General features: G+C 69.8%; 16 protein-coding genes. 14 read left to right on the top strand and 2 right to left on the bottom strand.

From position 1 onward, the window contains the following. Positions 1 to 169: 169 nt before the first annotated feature. Positions 170 to 931 carry a 2,3-diphosphoglycerate-dependent phosphoglycerate mutase gene (gene gpmA, locus AB8P05_RS21865; protein ID WP_472760340.1) on the bottom strand — a complete coding sequence of 254 codons (762 nt, stop codon included), beginning with the start codon at positions 929 to 931 and terminating at the stop codon, positions 170 to 172. Between the two features lie 249 nt (positions 932 to 1,180). On the opposite strand from gpmA, the gene AB8P05_RS21860 reads away from it, so the two are divergent. The 4 genes from AB8P05_RS21860 to AB8P05_RS21845 all read left to right on the top strand — a co-directional run bounded on the left by AB8P05_RS21860 (position 1,181) and on the right by AB8P05_RS21845 (position 6,144). Continuing rightward, a complete protein-coding gene (locus tag AB8P05_RS21860) occupies positions 1,181 to 1,582 on the top strand; it encodes a MarR family transcriptional regulator (RefSeq protein WP_472760339.1) in 402 nt (133 codons plus the stop codon). Positions 1,583 to 1,601: 19 nt separating this feature from the next. Beyond that, on the top strand, positions 1,602 to 1,946 hold the full coding sequence (locus tag AB8P05_RS21855; protein WP_472760338.1) for a hypothetical protein: 345 nt from the start codon (positions 1,602 to 1,604) through the stop codon (positions 1,944 to 1,946). 576 nt (positions 1,947 to 2,522) lie between these two features. Further along, the gene (locus AB8P05_RS21850) at positions 2,523 to 4,787 is read left to right on the top strand and encodes a hybrid sensor histidine kinase/response regulator (protein ID WP_472760337.1); all 2,265 of its coding nucleotides are present in this window, start codon (positions 2,523 to 2,525) and stop codon (positions 4,785 to 4,787) included. A gap of 61 nt (positions 4,788 to 4,848) precedes the next feature. Continuing rightward, positions 4,849 to 6,144, top strand: coding sequence for a pentapeptide repeat-containing protein (locus AB8P05_RS21845; RefSeq protein WP_472760336.1), 1,296 nt, complete (start codon positions 4,849 to 4,851; stop codon positions 6,142 to 6,144). Between the two features lie 34 nt (positions 6,145 to 6,178). On the opposite strand, the gene AB8P05_RS21840 is transcribed toward AB8P05_RS21845, so the two are convergent. Beyond that, the gene (locus AB8P05_RS21840) at positions 6,179 to 6,397 is read right to left on the bottom strand and encodes a hypothetical protein (protein ID WP_472760335.1); all 219 of its coding nucleotides are present in this window, start codon (positions 6,395 to 6,397) and stop codon (positions 6,179 to 6,181) included. Between the two features lie 184 nt (positions 6,398 to 6,581). Here AB8P05_RS21840 and AB8P05_RS21835 point away from each other — a divergent pair, with 184 nt between their 5' ends. From AB8P05_RS21835 to AB8P05_RS21790, 10 genes are all read left to right on the top strand, one after another. Beyond that, entirely contained in the window at positions 6,582 to 8,177 is a 1,596-nt protein-coding gene (locus AB8P05_RS21835) for a glycosyltransferase (RefSeq protein WP_472760334.1), read from the top strand. Positions 8,178 to 8,286: 109 nt separating this feature from the next. Next, positions 8,287 to 9,339 carry a pseudaminic acid synthase gene (gene pseI, locus AB8P05_RS21830; protein ID WP_472760688.1) on the top strand — a complete coding sequence of 351 codons (1,053 nt, stop codon included), beginning with the start codon at positions 8,287 to 8,289 and terminating at the stop codon, positions 9,337 to 9,339. Then, positions 9,332 to 10,078, top strand: coding sequence for a cytidylyltransferase domain-containing protein (locus tag AB8P05_RS21825; RefSeq protein ID WP_472760333.1), 747 nt, complete (start codon positions 9,332 to 9,334; stop codon positions 10,076 to 10,078). The genes pseI and AB8P05_RS21825 overlap by 8 nt, the downstream gene beginning before the upstream one ends. Positions 10,079 to 10,164: 86 nt before the next feature. Continuing rightward, positions 10,165 to 10,398: an acyl carrier protein gene (locus AB8P05_RS21820; RefSeq protein ID WP_310116799.1), complete on the top strand. Its 234-nt coding sequence runs from the start codon at positions 10,165 to 10,167 to the stop codon at positions 10,396 to 10,398. Positions 10,399 to 10,401: 3 nt separating this feature from the next. Then, positions 10,402 to 11,253 carry an alpha/beta fold hydrolase gene (locus AB8P05_RS21815; protein ID WP_472760332.1) on the top strand — a complete coding sequence of 284 codons (852 nt, stop codon included), beginning with the start codon at positions 10,402 to 10,404 and terminating at the stop codon, positions 11,251 to 11,253. A 7-nt stretch (positions 11,254 to 11,260) separates the two neighbouring features. Next, complete coding sequence (locus tag AB8P05_RS21810) at positions 11,261 to 11,524, top strand: phosphopantetheine-binding protein (protein WP_472760331.1); 264 nt, start codon at positions 11,261 to 11,263, stop codon at positions 11,522 to 11,524. Next, entirely contained in the window at positions 11,521 to 12,699 is a 1,179-nt protein-coding gene (locus AB8P05_RS21805; RefSeq protein ID WP_472760330.1) for an AMP-binding protein, read from the top strand. The genes AB8P05_RS21810 and AB8P05_RS21805 overlap by 4 nt, the downstream gene beginning before the upstream one ends. Then, positions 12,696 to 13,475, top strand: a complete 780-nt coding sequence (locus AB8P05_RS21800) for an SDR family NAD(P)-dependent oxidoreductase (RefSeq protein ID WP_455174274.1) — start codon at positions 12,696 to 12,698, stop codon at positions 13,473 to 13,475. Before AB8P05_RS21805 ends, AB8P05_RS21800 begins: the two co-directional genes overlap by 4 nt. Before the next feature lie 43 nt (positions 13,476 to 13,518). Continuing rightward, positions 13,519 to 14,601 carry a ketoacyl-ACP synthase III gene (locus AB8P05_RS21795; protein ID WP_472760329.1) on the top strand — a complete coding sequence of 361 codons (1,083 nt, stop codon included), beginning with the start codon at positions 13,519 to 13,521 and terminating at the stop codon, positions 14,599 to 14,601. Positions 14,602 to 14,778: 177 nt separating this feature from the next. Next, positions 14,779 to 16,638, top strand: coding sequence for a flagellin N-terminal helical domain-containing protein (locus AB8P05_RS21790; protein WP_472760328.1), 1,860 nt, complete (start codon positions 14,779 to 14,781; stop codon positions 16,636 to 16,638). Positions 16,639 to 16,759 lie beyond the last annotated feature (121 nt).

Raw genomic sequence — 16,759 nt, 5'->3', positions numbered from 1 at the left:
CGGCCGGGATGCTCCCCGCGTTGGCCGCGGCGGTCCCAGGCGGCGAAGCGGAGTCCCCTCTCCCCCCGGGGAGAGGGTTAGGGTGAGGGGACGCGCGGCGGCCCTCCATCAAGAACCCACGCAGTGTCTCCCCCTCACCCCGACCCTCTCCCCGGGGGGAGAGGGAGGCTCAAGCCGCCGCGCTGCTGCTCCCGCCGGCCCCTTCGCGGTTGGGCCAGCTGATCTCCTCCACCGCTCCGTTCTCGCCCAGGAAATAGCGGCGCAGCGGCGTCAGGTCGGCGCCCAGCTCATAGACCAGGGGGCGGCTGGTGGGGATCTCGAACAGCGGGATGTCGTGGTCGGCGACATTGTCCAGATGCTTGACCAGCCCGCGCAGGCTGTTGCCGTGCGCCGATATCAGGACGCGGGCGCCCAGCCGCAGCGCCGGGCTGATCGCCTCGGTCCAGAAGGGGACGACGCGGGCGGTGGTGTCCTTTAGGCTTTCGCCGCGCGGCAGGTTCGACCGGGCGATCCCGGCATAGCGGCGGTCGGTGACGGCGGAACGGGGGTCGTCCGGCTCGACCGGCGGCGGCGGGATGTCCCAGCTGCGCCGCCACTGGAACACCTGCTCCGCCCCGTGGCGTTCCGCCGTCTCCGCCTTGTTCAATCCCTGCAACGCGCCGTAATGCCGTTCGTTCAGGCGCCAATGCTTGTGCACGGGCAGCCACAGTCGGTCCATGTCGCGCAGCACGAGATGCAGCGTCTCGATGGCGCGGCTCAGCACCGAGGTGAAGGCGACATCCACGTCGATGCCGGCTGCCTTCAGCAGGTCCGCCGCCTGACGGGTCTCGGCGATGCCGCGGTTGGTCAGCCCGACGTCGGTCCATCCGGTGAAGCGATCTTCGGCATTCCAGACGCTCTGGCCATGGCGCAGCAGGATCAGTCGGTGCATGGCGGGTCTCCCTTGCTTCGGCGCGCATCCGGTTTGAAACGGGTCCGCAACCCACGGGTTCCCGCGACGGATCGTCGCAGCGATATGGCCGGAGCGTGGCCGGTTTCAATCCGATTTCATGATTGCTTCCAGAGACACCAATTATGTCAGCCGCGAAATCATGGCGACATACGCGGACAATAATCGTGCGGTACGGTCACCATCGTTGAAATTGCCGGCCCGGCCGGCCCCAGCGGAAGGAAAGGGACGATGGCGGAACCGGATGCCGGATCGCAGCACCCCTCGCACCGTGCGGCGGGCCTGCAGGGTGCGCCCACGCTTTCCGATTATCGCACCAGCAACCTGACAACCTTGCGTACCGAGGCCACGATGCTGCATCATCATGACGTCATCTCCAGAGCTGTGTCGACCGACCGCGAGATCACTCTGGAGGCGCTTCGTGTGTTCACCTATCTGAGCCGCAGGCTCCATTTCGATCGCTCCGTTCCGGTGCTCCAGTCCGAGCTGGCTGATGCGCTGGGCATGCAGCGGCCCAATGTGAACCGGGCCATCAAGCTGCTGGAAACCAAGCAGATCCTTCTGCGGGAATCCAAACTGGGGCGCGCGATCACGTTCCGGCTGAATCCGGGACTGGAGGGCGGCCGGGCCTGAGTGTTTGGTCAGGGATGGAATGATCGTCGAGACCCGTGAACTTTTCTTCACAAATTCCGCCCTGAAGAAAGCCATCGCCTGGTACCAGAAGGCCCCCAACCAGACGGACCTGCCGCTGGGCGTCGTCACTGCCGTGGCGCCCAAGCCCGACGGCGGCTTGTCCGTGCAAATCCAGCAGAGCGGCGCCTCCCGGTCGCGGGAGGTTGTCTTCACGCCCAGCAAGACGCTGGCGCTGCTTCTGCTGTTCTGCCGCCGCCAGAAGGTTCCGATCCCCCGCGACGCCGGGAAGGAGCTTGAGGCGGCCGACGACGGACTGATCCTGATCGTGCGCGGCGAAACGGCCACCAGCGCCCCGCCGCCCTGAAGCGCCTTCATCGAGCCGTCCATCCGTCACCCGGCTTTTCCCTTTCCCGACAGTGCCTGCACCTGCCGACGGCCGCCGCGCTTCCCAGCGCGTGCGGCCGCTTGCATTTCGTCCACCCCCATTGAGTGGTTTCAGAACTGTTCAAAAGATTAGGGTAAGCTTGGCCGTGCACTCACCCAAGGGGTGGGGCTGTTATGATGATGGTCATAGTCGCCAAGGTGGATCGCACTACATTTCTTCGTGTGATATTGTTCCCTTGTCCTGTAGGGCTAAGCTGTTGTTCCGAAAGACTTCGCCCAACGGATGATGCTTGACTGATCGGGCGCTCGAACATTCGGAAGAGCGGAGGCTTTACCTTGCGGGAGCGGTTTTTGATCTGAACCTTTGATTGTGCAGGCCAGACGGATCGCAGCCTGCCCACACCGCAGCTTGCCCACACCATTGCCGCCCAAACCATTGCCGAGGACCGCTCCCTGATGATCCCAACGCACCCGAAGCCGTCGCCGTGGACGGAGCACCGGCAGGTCCCGCCGGCCCTTCCCGCGCCGGCCTGACCGGGCCGGGTCATCGCGTCGCATGTCCGACCTCCGCATCTCATCGTCCGACGGCTCTGCCGACAGCCGGCGGCGCTCCTTCAGCCTCTTCAGCCGGATCGCCGCGTCTCCCCGTGCGCTGGTCGCTGTCCTTTGCATGACGCTGGCCCTGCTGGGAACCGCATCCTGGGGCGCCATCACGGGTCTGGATTACCGGGATACGCTGGAACGGTCCGAACAGGACCTGCGGCGGGCTGCGGTTTTGTTCGACAGCCATGCGCGCGGTGTGCTGGAGCCGAGCATCAATCTTCTGGAGCGCGTCGCCAGCCGCCTGGATGGCCGCGGCATCGCCGCCTGGGCCGAGCGCAGCCTTGCGGAAGCGATGGCGGTGGAGCGATTCGGCCGCATGACCCTGATCGCCGCCGACGGGTCGGTGCGGTTCGGCCCCTCCGTCGCCTTCGCGGAGCCCGAGACCGGCGACGGCCTGTCCCTGCTGGTGCGTCCCCTGCCGCCGGAGGAGGAGCACGCGATCCAGCCGGCCGCCGGCCACATGGCCGGCCAGCCCTCCATCATCCTCGCCCGCCGCATCCACGATGCTACGGGCGGCTTCGACGGCGCGCTGTTGGTGGCGGTGCCCGTATCGTCCCTCACCCCGGTGCTGAACGCCTTTGCCGACGACTCGCAACGCAGCGCCGGCCTGTACCGCCCCGACGGCGTGCAGCTGGCCGGCGATGGCGCCGCGTCGCTCGGCAACCTGCCGCGGCTGGAACCGGGGGCGGAGCGGGTGGAGGCGGAGTGGACGGTCGATGGCGAAGGGTCGGTCCTCGCCCTGAAGCGGATGACGCGCCTGCCCGTTCTGTCGGCGGTGGCGATCCCGCGCTCGGCGGTGCTGGCCCCGTGGTACACCCGGATGGAGCGCGGACTGGCGGTGATCGTCGCCGGCGTCGCGGCGCTTGCCGGGCTGTCGCTGCTGGGGGTGGCCAGCCTGCGGCGCGAGGCCGCCGCCCGCCATGCGCTGACCCAGGCCAACGTCCAGCTGGAGCAGGCGAACGCGCAGCTCGAACAGCGGGTGGAGGAGCGCACGGCCGCCCTCAGTTCCGCCAATCTGAAGCTGAGCCGGGCGCTGGAGGAGAAGGAGCGGGCGAACCAGGCCAAGGGCCGCTTCCTGTCGGCCGCGAACCATGATTTGCGCCAGCCTTTCCAGGCGTTACGGCTGTTTCATCACATCCTGATGGAACGTCTGGCCGATCCGCGTGACCGGAGCATCGCCGAGAAGATGGGCGAAGCACTGGATGCCGGGGAGAAGCTGCTGCACGCCCTGCTGGAGGTGGCGACGCTGGATGCCGGCGTGGTGCGGCCGCAGCTGGCCGACGTGCCGGTGTCCGCCGTGCTGGAGGATCTGGTCGCCGAGTTCCGCGGGATGGCGGCGGAAAAGGGGCTGGTCCTGCGCGCCATGCCGGCGCACATGGTGATCCGCACCGACCGGACGCTGCTGACCCGCATGCTGGGCGATCTGGTGCGCAACGCCATCCGCTTCACCGACGCCGGGCGGGTCACCATCGGCTGCCGGCACCGCGGCCGCTGGCTGCGCATCGAGGTGTGGGACACCGGCGCCGGCATCCCGGCCGAGCAGCTCGACAACATCTTCGAGGACTTCGTCCAGCTCGGCAATCCCGAGCGCGACCGCCGGCAGGGGCTCGGCCTCGGCCTTGCCAAGGTGCGGCGCAAGGCGGCGCTGCTGGGCCATGCGGTCGAGGTGCGGTCGCTTCCCGGCCGGGGCTCCGTGTTCGCCGTCAATGTGCCGGTGGTGGGGACCGAGCGACTTCAGATGCAGCCTCCGGTGCAGGATTCGTCCCCGGCCGAGACCGGCGAGCGGCTGATCCTGGTGGTGGAGGACGACCCGGTCCAGCGCGACGCCGTGCGCCTGCTGCTGGAAAGCTGGGGGCATCGCGTGATCGAGGCGGTCGACGGCGAGGCGGCGCTCGCCTTGTTCGCGTCGGGGGAGCCCGATATGCCGAACCCCGACATGATCGTCAGCGACTTCCGGCTTCCCGGCCGGCTCACCGGCGTGCAGACGGTGACGAAGGTCGGCGAAAGGCTGGGCCGTGCCGTGCCGGGCCTGATCCTCACCGGCGACACCGCGCCGGAGCGCATCCGAGACGCCGTGGCGACCGGCTGCCGCCTCCTGCACAAGCCGGTGACCCCGGACGACCTGCGCGACGCCATCGCCGCCATCCTGGCGGAACGGCCGGCGGGCAGGCCGGTTGACGGCGGCGAACAGGCGTTGCAGGACCAATCGGCGGCCTGAATTAACCCTTTCTGAAGCCGGGCTCTGCCAAACTGGCCCCGGAAAGGGAGTTCATGGGGCCATGGTGCAGAATCGCACGCTCAAGCGTCTCGACCAGACGCAGCTCGATCAGGCTGTGCGGCGGCACGAGATGTTCCGCAATGCCCGGGTGGGCGGCGCGCGGGCCAACCTGTCCTTCTGCGATCTGTCCGGTCTCGACCTGTCGGGCCGCGACCTTGCCCATGCCGATTTCGTCGGCGCCGGCCTGCGCGGCGCCAACCTGTCGGGGGCGCGGCTGGACTGCGCCTCCTTCTTCGTCGCCGACCTGCGGCAGGCGAATTTCGACGGGGCCAGCCTGATCAAGGCCGACCTGCGCGGCGCCTGCCTGCGCGGCGCGATCCTGGTCGGCGCCAACCTGTTCGAGGCCGACCTGCGCGACGGGTCGCTGGCCGAGAAGGACCGGTCCGGCCATCTGCACATGGTCCAGATCGACACCAACCCGGCGGAGGCCGACGGGGCCGACCTGTCCGGCGCCAACCTGACCAACGCCCGGATGTCGGGCGTCATGGCGATCCACACCGACTTCTCCGATGCGGTGATGCGCGGCTGCAAGCTGGTGCGCGCGACCATGCGCGGTGCCAACTTCACCGGTTCCAACATGGAGGGGGCGGACCTGTCCGGCGCCGACCTGCGCGGCGCCTGCCTGCGCGGGGCGGTGCTGACCGGCGCCACCATGGTGATGACCGACCTGACCGACGCCGACGTGGAGGAGGCGCTGACCGACAAGCCCGTCGGCCGCGTGGTGGCGGAGCTGGGGCGGAGCCTGGAGGATCTGCTGTCCGACCATATGGCCTGGGTGGGGTCGAGCGGGGCGCAGGGCGCGATGCTGGACCTGTCGGGCTTCGACCTGCGCCACGCGCCGTCGCTGGCCCATATGTGCCTGACGATGCTGCGGGCGCAGGGGGCGACGCTCTATGGCCTGGACCTGTCCGGCGTGCAGCTGCAGGCGGCGGTGCTGGACAAGGCGGACCTGCGCGGCGCGACCCTTGCCGACGGCGACCTGCGCGGCATCAGTCTGCGTCACGCGAAGCTGAACAACGCCAACCTGCGCAACGTCAACCTGCGGCCGCTGGTGTTCGACGAGCACCGCTCCCGCCCCGCCGACCTGTCGGGGGCCAAGCTGCGTTACGCCGACCTCAGCGGCGCCTGCCTGCGCTCGGTCAATCTGGGCAATGCCGACCTGTCCTTCGCCAACTTGCGCGGCTGCGACCTTGCCCGCACCGACCTGACCGGCGCCAAGCTGTTCGGCGCCAAGCTGGAGCGCCGCTCCCTGGCCGAGGGGGCGATCCTGGACGGCGTCGCCGGGCTGAAGCTCTAGGCTACGGCGCCGGTTGCGGCGTCAGGCCGCCGTTTCAGGCCGCCGCGTCCGGCACCTTGCGGGCCAGCCGGCGCAGCTCCAGCGCTGCGCGGTCGGCGATGCGCTGAGCCTCCACCAGGATGCCGGTCAGGTCGCCGACCTCCGGCGCGATCTCGCCCGCCGCGTCGGACATCGCGTCCAGCTCCGCCGCCGCCTTCTCGATCAGTCCGGTCACCACGCCGGCCGGGCCGGCGGCGCTGTCGAATCCAGCCATTGGAAATCCATTCCTGAATTGTGGTCTTTCGCGAGTGTGTCGCATTCCCGCTTGCGGCGCAACGTCTTCTGTTGCGCCGCACAATCGGAGCCTGCGTCTTCGCGTTCCGGTAAAGCCCGCTTGCAAGGCTGCTTGCGGCGGCGCTACACACGGGAAGGCTGTCCGCACTGGAAAGGTCCAAACGATGCCGGAAATCGCTCCGTCCGACCGCCTGTCCGCGGTGGCCGACGCGCTGATGACCTTTCTGACCGACCGGCAGATCACCCTCGACAAGGTCGACGGCCTGACTGCGCTCTGCGAGAAGCTGCGCCGCGACCTGGATCTGGACAGCCGGCTGGCGCTGGCGGAAAGGCTGGAGCGCGAGGCGCCGTCGAACGACACGATCCGCCTGCGTTCGACCCTGTTCCTGCTGACCGGCGACCTGTACCACTATGAGCGCATCCTGCATTACCTGATGCTGGGCGGCGACAGCGCAGACCCAGCCCTGCTGCATTTCGTCCACTGGTGCATGTCGCGGCAGTTGTTCCTGGGGGTGGCCCAGGGGGAAAAGCTGGCCAGCTTCGTGCCCTGCGACCTGTTCCGCCATTACCGCAGCATGGTCCGGCAGATCGCCCGGCGCTGGGTGACGCCGCCGCGGGCCTTCCTGCGCGACGGGCCGATCCGCCGCGTGGCGGTGGTCACCAACCAGTTCACCAACCAGGGGCACCAGCCGACCCGCGACTGCTTCGACTTCGCCGCCCGCATGCAGGACGATTTCGGGCTGGACATCGCCATCATCAACGTCAACGGCCTGCCGATGCGGGTGGAGAGCGCCTTCATCCCGCCGATGCTTGCGAACGCTGCCGCCGACATGGAGGGGGTCTTCGCCATGAGGATGTTCGGCCGGCAGGTCAAGGTCGCCTCCTTCACCGAGCCGGCCTTCAGCCGGGACAAGCTGCGCGTGATCGTGGAGGCCATCGACGGCTACGATCCCGACCTGATCGTGTCCTTCGGCGGATCGAACATCGTCGCCGACCTGTTCGCCGATGTCGACGCCCGTCCTGTGGTGTCGATCCCCACCAGTTCCGGCATCACCCTGTCGCTGGCACCCGTCGTGCTGGGGTTCGAGGAGCGCGACCATACCCAGGCGATCCCGGCGTTGTACCGTGCGCCCTTCGCCCGCCGCTTCCGGCCCTTTACCTTCGGCTATACCCTGCCGCCGGCGGATGGCGTGCCCGTCGACACCGGCTTCGCGGAAGGCACGGCGGTGTTCGCCGTGGTCGGGACGCGGCTCGATCAGGAAGTGACGGGCGAGGTGCTGGGACTGTTCGACGATCTGCTGGACCGCTGCCCGGGCGCGGGGCTGGCTTTCGCCGGACATGTGCGGGAACTGCCCGCTCGGCTCGCCTCCCTGCGCAACGGCAGCCGCATGCGCTGCCTGGGCGAAGTCGCCGATATCCGCGCGCTCTATGGCCGGTGCACGGCTCTCCTCAACCCGCCGCGGCAGGGCGGCGGCGGCGCCGCCGCCTATGCCCTGGCCGAGGGGGTGCCGGTGGTCACCTATGGTTGGGGCGACGGCGCCAGCGTCTCCGGCCCGGATTTCTGCGTGGCGGACCGCGACGCCTATCTGGAGCGTGCCGCCACGCTTGCGACGGATGCCGACGCCCATGCGGCGGCGGCAGCGGCGGCCAGGGCCCGTTTCGCCGCTATCGGCGACCGCCACCGCTGCGTCGAACGGCTGCTGGCCTATGGCGAGGAGGCGCGGGCGCTGCTGCGCGCCGAACGCCCAGGCACGAATTAACCTTCCTTCACGTTTTCATGGAAGACTGATCCGGTCAGTCCGCATCCCGCTGGAAAGCCGACCCTTGCCGAACGCCGTTCCCGCCCATAGCCCCGTGGCCCGTCCCGCCATGACCATCGCCGGCCGTCCGATCGGGCGCGGCCATCCGCCCTACCTGATCGCGGAGATGTCGGGGAACCACAATGGCGACCTTGGCCGCGCCCTGGCGCTGGTGGAAGCGGCGAAGGAGGCGGGCGCCGATGCGGTGAAGCTGCAAACCTACACCGCCGACACCATCACCATCGCCCATGACGGGCCCGGCTTCCGGCTGGAGGGCGGGCTGTGGGGCGGACGCACCCTGCACGACCTCTACCGCGAGGCGCACACGCCGTGGGAGTGGCACGCCCCGCTGTTCGAGCGGGCGCGGGCGCTGGGGCTGACCATCTTCAGCTCCCCCTTCGACGAGACCGCCGTCGAACTGCTGGAGGAGCTGGACGCCCCGGCCTTCAAGATCGCGTCCTTCGAGTTGATCGATCTGCCGCTGATCCGCCGCGCCGCGCGGTCGGGAAAGCCGCTGATCATGTCCACCGGCCTCGCCACGCTGGGCGAGATCGAGGAGGCGGTGGCCGCGGCCGGCGACGTGCCGCTGGCCCTGCTTCATTGCGTCAGCGGCTATCCCACGCCGCCGGAGGACTGCAATCTGTGGACGATCCCGCATCTGGCGGAGTGTTTCGGGGTCACCGCCGGCCTGTCGGACCACAGCCAGGGCATCGCCGTGCCGGTCGCCGCCGCGGTGATGGGGGCCACGGTGATCGAAAAGCACTTCACCCTGTCGCGCGCCGACGGCGGGGTCGACAGCGCCTTCTCCCTGGAGCCGGCGGAGTTCAAGGCGATGGCGGAGGCCGTGCGCACGGCGACCGCCGCGATGGGCCGGGTGGATTACACGGTGAAACCCAGCGAGGCCGGCGGGCGCGACTACCGCCGCTCGCTCTATGTCGTCGCCGATGTCGAGGCGGGGGAGCCGCTGACCGCCGCCAATGTCCGCTCCATCCGTCCCGGCTTCGGCATGGCGCCGAAGCATCTGCCCGACGTGCTGGGCCGCCGTGCCGTCCGCCGCTTGCAGCGGGGGGAGCCGCTGGGCTGGGACATGCTGGCGCCTCAGCGGGAGGAACCGCATGGATAAGCCGCGCATCGTCGCCATATCGCAGGCCCGCATGACCTCCACCCGGCTGCCGGGGAAGGTGCTGATGCCGGCGGCCGGGCGTCCGCTGCTGGCCCACCATCTCGACCGGCTGTCGAGTACGCCCGGCCTGGATGCGGTGGTGCTGGCGACGACGGTGAACGCCACTGACGATCCGGTGGCGGCCTGCGCCGAAAGCCTGGGTGTCCAGGTGTTCCGGGGCGACGAGCAGGACGTACTGGGCCGATTCGCCGGTGCTGCGGCCCTGGCGCGGGCCGATCTGGTGGTTCGGGTCACCGCCGACTGCCCGCTGATCGACCCGGCGCTGGTCGGCCGCCTGATCGCCGCCTTCCGCGACGATCCGTCGCTGGACTATCTGTCGATCGACAGCACCCGCTATCCGCGCGGCCTGGATGCGGAGATCTTCCCGCGCGCCCTGCTGGACGAGGCGGCGGCCCAGGCTACCGATCCGGCCGAGCGGGAGCATGTCACCCCCTATATCTACTGCTGTCCGGAGCGTTTCCGGCTGGGAACCCCGCTGGCGCCCGACGAGCCGGTCGATCCGCCCGGCCAACGCTGGTGCGTGGACGAGCCCGCCGACTATGAGCTGGTGCGCCGCCTGCTGGAGGCCCTGCTGCCCTCCAATCCCGCCTTCGGCTGGCAGGATTGTTGCAATTTGCTCCGCGACCACCCCGATTGGATGGACATCAACCGCTCGGTCCGGCAAAAGACGCTGCACTGACGAGACACGCCCATCCGAATGAAGGGGGCCGGCCGATCGGACCCCGCCGATCCGGCTTCACGAGGCTCACCCAAGGAGATCAGCTTATGGATCGCAACGACTTCCTGCTCGCTCTTGACGAGATGCTTGAACTGGATCCCGGCACGCTGACCGGCGACGAGGCCCTGGAATCGCTGGAAGCCTGGGACTCGCTGGCCGTCATCAGCTTCATCGCGCTGGTCGACGAGAAGACCGGCGTGGTGGTTGAAGGCGAGAAGCTGGCCAAGGCCAAGACCGTCGCCGATCTGCTGGCGCTGGCGGGTGCCCCGGTCGCGGCCTGACCGGTGCCCCGGCCCGTTTCCAAGCCCGTTTCGGAAGGCAGCCGCCTGCGCGCCGGTGTCGCCACCGTCGCCGGCGGCCCGGCCGCCTACCTGTCGGTCGGCAGCGGCGGCGTGCCCGTCCTGCTTCTGCACGGCTTCGCCGGCGACCGGTTGACCTGGCAGTTCAACCTGTCGGCCCTGTCGTCCCGGCGCCTTGCGGTCGCGGTGGACCTGCCGGGTCATGGCGGCTCCACCCCCGACGTCGGCAGCGGCCTGGTTTCCGACTTCGCCCCCTGGCTGGTCGAGTTCCTCGACACGCTGGAGCTGGCGCGGGTGCATGTGATCGGCCATTCGATGGGCGGCTACGTGGCGCGCGAACTGGCCCTGCTGGCGCCGGACCGGGTGGTGAGCCTGACCCTGCTGTCCAGCGCCGGCCTGGGCACGCCCTTCGACCTCGGTTTCCTCAGGCGGGCCATCGCGCCGGCCGACGTGGAGGAGGGGCGGGCCTGTGCGGCACGCCTGTTCGCCGGCCCGTCGCCGCTGATCCCGCGCTTCGGCGAGGTGCTGCACGTCCAGGGCGCCGATCCGGTCCGCCGGGCGGGCCTGGAGCGGATCATCGACGTCTCCTTCGCCGCCCATGCCGACGGCGGCGGACCGCCGGTGGACTGGAGCGCCTACCCGATGCCGATCCAGGTTCTGTGGGGCCGCGCCGACCGCATCATCCCGCCGCCGCCCGCCGACCGGCTGCCGTCGGCCGCGCCGTTGCGGGTCTTCGACAACGCCGGACACCTGCCGCACATCGAGGCCGCCAGCCCGGTGACCGCCGCCATGCGGTCCTTCCTGGACGGCTGCGACCAAGCCCTCAGCCAGAGCTGACCACTCCATGACCGATCATCCCGCCGACAGCCCCATCTTCGCCCTGATCGCCGAGGAACTCGGCCGCATCGCCGCTGACAAGGGGGAGGTGCTGCCGCCGCTGACCGCCGACAGCCGGTTCCTGGATGGCGGCCTGCCCATCGACTCCCTCGACCTTGCCACCCTGCTGGTGGTGCTGGAGCAGCGGACCGGCCAGGACCCCTTCCGCGAAGGCTTCCGCCAGTTCACCACGGTCGGAGAGCTGGCGGCGCTCTACGCCGTTCCGGCATGACCGGCCGCCGCCCCGACTGGATCCATCCCGACTTCCGCCTGATCGAGGGGGAGGAGCGCTTCGGCTGGCCGGAGCTTGCCGGGCTGGCGGTTCCGGCGGGCGGCGTGTTGCAGGCCGACCGGCCGTCGCGCGTGCTGGCGGCGCTGGCCGCCGCCGAAGCCGCCGGGCAGGGGCTGCTGCTGGCACGCGGCGGCGCCGGGTCCGATGGCTGGCAGCCGGGGCAGGGCTTTTCCGTCATGCTGGAAAGCTCCGGGACCACGGGCGCGCCCAAGCGCCTGCGCCATGAGTTCGACCGGCTGCGCGGCCGGCTGCGCGGCGTGGCGGAGGAGGGGGCGCGCTGGCTGCTGACCTATGATCCGGGCGCCTTCGCCGGCCTGCAGGTGATGCTGACCGCCGCCGCGGCCGGGGCGCTGCTGGTCGCCGCGCCGCAAGGCGTTTCCGGCGGCATCGCCGGTCTGGCGGACGCGGCCCGGCGCCATGCCGTGACTCATGTCAGCGGCACGCCGAGCTTCTGGCGCGCCTTCCTGATGGCACTGGGCGACGCGGACCTGCCGCTCCGGGCGATGACGCTGGGCGGGGAGGCGGCGGACCAGCCGCTGCTCGACCGGCTGGCGGAGCGGTTCCCCGGCGCGCGCCTGCGCCACATCTACGCCTCGACCGAGGCGGGCGCTCTGTTCGCCGTCGCCGACGGCCGCGCCGGCTTCCCGGCGGCCTGGCTGGACGATGCGCCGGACGGGCTGGCCCTGCGCATCGTCGACGGCGTGCTGGAGGTGCGCAGCCCGCGCGCGGCACCGGGGATCGGCGATGCGGACGGCTGGCTGTCCACCGGCGATCTGGTGGAGCGGCAGGGCGACCGCGTTCTGTTCGCCGGCCGGCTGGATGGGCTGGTCAATGTCGGCGGGGTGAAGGTCTCGCCGGAGGCAGTGGAGCGCCGGCTGCTGGCGGTCGCCGGGGTGGCGGATGCCGCCGTCGCGGCGGTGCCGAGCCCGATCACCGGCCATCTCCTGACCGCCACCATCGTGCCGGCGCCGGGTGCCGACGGCGAGACCCTGCGCGCCGCCCTGCGCGCCGCGACCGCCGACCTGCCGCCGGCCGCGCGCCCGCGCGCCCTTACCTTCGCCGACCACATCCCGCTGAGTGCCGCGGGCAAGAAGAGCCGAAAGGGAGCCGCATGACCGCAGCCGCACCCGCAGCCGCACCGGCTGCCGCCGAACCGAAGCGCCACGTCGTCGTCACCGGGGGCAGCCGCGGCCTTGGCCTTGCGCTGGTGGAGGCGCTGCTGGCCGACGGCTACCGGGTGTCCACCTGCAGCCGTTCGTCCTCCGAAGCGCTGGAGCGGCTGGCCGGTTCCGACCTGTTCTGGCAGCCCTGCCGCATCGGCGACGGCGGCGAGGTGCGCGCCTTCTTCGACGCCGCGGTCGCCTGGGGCGGCGCTTCGCCGCTGTGGGGGCTGGTCAACAATGCTGGGATCGCGCGCGAAGGCGTGCTGGCGACCTTCCCGGAGGTGGATGCCGAGGCGGTGATCCAGACCAACCTGACCGGCGCGCTCCAGGCCGCCCGCGCCTTCCTGCGCGCCAAGCTGGTGGAACGCGGCGCCGGTCCCAAGGGGGGCCGCATCGTCAACGTCTCCTCCATCATCGGGCAGCGCGGCTATGTCGGGCTGGCGGCCTATTCGGCGTCGAAGGCCGGGCTGGACGGGCTGACGCGGGCGCTGGCGCGCGAGGTCGGCCGGAGGGCGATCACCGTCAATTCGGTGGCGCCGGGCTATCTCGACACCGAAATGTCGGGCACCCTGTCGGACGGGCAGCGCGACCAGATCGTGCGCCGCACGCCGCTCGGCCGGCTCGGCACCGCGGCCGACGTGGTGCCGCTGGTCCGTTTCCTGCTGGGCGACGGCGGCGGCTTCATCACGGGACAGACCCTTACGGTGGACGGCGGCATCACCTGCTGAGGCAGCGCCGGTCGGGGCCGCATGTGAACAGGGGGAGGCGGAGATGGTCGCCAGCCGGATCGACGGGGTGGGCGTGCGCGGCATCGTCGGCTGCGTGCCGGAAGGGCGCGAGACGGTCGGGGACATGGCTGGCCGCTTCGGCGAGGAGGCGGCGCGCAGGATCGCCGCCGCCACCGGCATCGAGGAACGGCGGATCGCCGCCCCCGGCCAGTGCACCAGCGACCTTGCCGAAGCCGCGGCGCGCCGCCTGCTCGACGGGCTGGGGTGGGAGCCCGGCAGCATCGACCTGCTGGTCCTGGTGACCCAGACCCACGACCACGTCCTTCCCGGCACCGCATCGCTCCTGCACCGGCGGCTGGGGCTGCGCAAGGGCGCCGCCGTTCTGGACATCACCCATGGCTGCTCCGGCTTCGTCTATGGGCTGTGGACCGCGGCGGGGATGCTGAAGGCGGCCGGACGGCGGGCGCTCCTGCTGGTCGGCGACACCACGTCGCGTCTGGTCGATCCGGAAGACCGGGCGGTGGCGCCGCTGTTCGGCGACGGGGCGGCGGCGACCGCCCTGGAACTGGACGACGCGGCGGCGCCGATGGCTTTCGACCTCGGCAGCGACGGGGCCGGCGCCCCCTATCTGGCGGCGGAGGGCGGAGCGATGCGCCATCCCGACCGGCCGGCACGCCTGTTCATGGACGGGACCCAGGTCTTCGCCTTCACCCTACGCGAGGTTCCCGGCAGTCTGCGGTCGGTGCTCGATACCGCAGGCTGGAGGATGGAGACGGTCGACCATCTCGTCCTGCATCAGGCCAACGCCCAGATGATCCGCCATCTCGGCCAGAAGCTGGGGGTGGCGGCGGAGCGCACGGTGGTGGCGCTGCGGGATGTCGGCAACACCAGTTCGGCCTCCATCCCGCTGGCGATCTCCGGCACGCTGGCGCCGCCGCTGGCGGCCGGGACGTGCCGGCTGCTGCTGTCGGGCTTCGGCGTCGGCTGGTCCTGGGGCAGTGCAGCACTCGCCGTCGGGCCGCTCGCGATGTGCGAAACGGTTGTCCTGCCCGGCAGGAAGTACCCGGCAGAATCTGCCGCCCCGGCAAGCCCTGCCGCCCAATCGGCAGATTCTGCCGGGAGATAGGCAAATTTTGCCTGGTGTCTTTCTGCCCACCGGTACAGATTACCAAGGAAACCCGGCAAATTTGAACTGGCCCGCTTCTTGCCTACCCCTTTGGCGGGGGAATTAGTCCCCTTCCGGGAACCGGCACTTCCAAAGAGGGGTGCCTCCGGACATTGATCCTCCAAAGGAGTGGCTACCATGGCTGGCAACGTTACCCTCTCCGCTTCCATGCGGACCAACCTGCTGCAACTGCAAAGCACGCAGGAACAGATCAACAAGAAGCAGAACATCCTGTCGACGGGCAACAAGGTCAACACCGCCCTCGACGGCCCGACCGCCTTCTTCTCGGCCAAGGGCCTGAACCAGCGCGCCGGCGACCTGACGTCGCTGAAGGACGCGATGGGCCAGTCGATCAGCACGATCCAGGCCGCCGACAAGGGCCTGACCGCCATCGACTCCATGGTCGACCAGGCCAAGGGCCTGACCACCGCGGCCTACGCCGCGCTGGGTAACGACGCCGCCTCCGTGGCCACCCGTAAGTCGCTGGCCGCCCAGTTCAACACGCTGCGCGGGCAGATCGACAAGCTCGCCGCCGACAGCGGGTACGGCGGCAAGAACCTGATCGCCGGCAACGGCATGAGCATGGACAGCACCAGCGAGTCCCGTGCCGCCGTCAACACCATCACCGGCGTCGACAACGCCCGCGTCACCAACGTCCAGCGGGCCGACACCTATTCGATCCGCATCCAGGGCGACGGTTCGATCGAGGGCAAGACCGCCGACATCGGCAAGGCCGAGAACAAGCACGGCCTGACCGGCCTGAAGCTGTCGGGCACGATGTCCAGCACCGCGGGCGGCTTCTCCAACGTCCAGATCGAAGTCCGCGGCGCCAACGGCCGCACCCGCGACTTCATCGTGTCGGACGGCAATGAAAGCCGCACGATCTCCTACTTCGACAACACGCAGACGATGTCGACCAACCTGGCGACCGCCGCCACGGCCGGCAACCCGCAGGTCTCGGGGGTGAACGTCAGCGGCACCATCGAAGAAGGCGACATCTTCAGCATCACGGTCGAAGGCCAGACCTTCAGCTACACCGCGACCTCCGGCGACGTCGCCATCGGCCAGAGCGGCTCGACGCAGGTGGCGACCCAGCTGGTGGCGTCGATCAGCACCGCCATCGCCAGCGGGCGCCTGCAGGGCAAGGACGTTGCCACCGCCTCGCTCGGCGCCAGCGGCACGATCGTTCTGACCGGTGAGACCACGGCCGGCGTGGTCCGCGACTTCACCGTGACCGCCAGCACGACCAACGCGCTGACCAAGAAGATCTCGGAAAGCTTCGCGTCGGGCACGGTGGTGTCCTTCACCGTCGACCGCAAGCTGCTGGAAGCGGCGAACAACCAGGGCAACGGCATCTCGACCATCGAGAAGAAGGTCGACCTGCAGATCCAGGTCACCAACTCCAACGGTGCCCAGGTCACCCGCGACGGCATGAACGAGCAGGGCGACAGCAAGCTGGCCGGCGGCGAACAGGCGTTCTCCTTCGACAGCGGCACCGTTCGCCTGAATGTGGACGCTGCAACGATCAAGCAGGCGGCCGCGAGCAACTGTTCTGCCAACATCGTCACCAAGCAGGTCTCCGACGCCAACTCGTCGAACGACATCACGGTCCAGCTGAACGAGACGAACACCAACTCGATCACCGTGAACGCCGTCAACCTGACCACCACCGGTCAGGGCCTGAAGCTCGACGAGGCACAGAACGACTGGACGGACCGCGCCGACATCGACAAGGCGGTGGCCGGTCTGGACAACGCCAAGTCGACGATCCGCTCCGCGTCTCAGTCGCTGTCGACCAACCTGAACATCATCACGACCCGTGAGAACTTCACCAAGGAGTTCAGCGACGTGCTGTCTGAAGGCGCCAGCAAGCTGACGCTGGCCGACCAGAACGAGGAAGGCGCCAGCCTGCTGATGCTGCAGACCCGTCAGCAGCTCGGCACCATCGCCCTCTCGCTGGCCAACCAGTCGCAGCAGTCGATCCTGCGTCTGTTCTAAGGCGTGGAGTTCGGACGGTAAGTTCGGGTAGGATCACGCCCGGCGGGCGGCGGCATCAGGCCGCCGCCCGTTTCTTTTTGGGCCAGACCGCGTCGGCAAAGGCCGGACGGCAACGGCCCGC

The sequence above is a fragment of the Azospirillum sp. VT-I1 genome (genome assembly GCF_055698305.1).
Note: the sequence above shows the minus strand (reverse complement) of the source record. Positions and strands in the feature narration are given on the sequence as shown.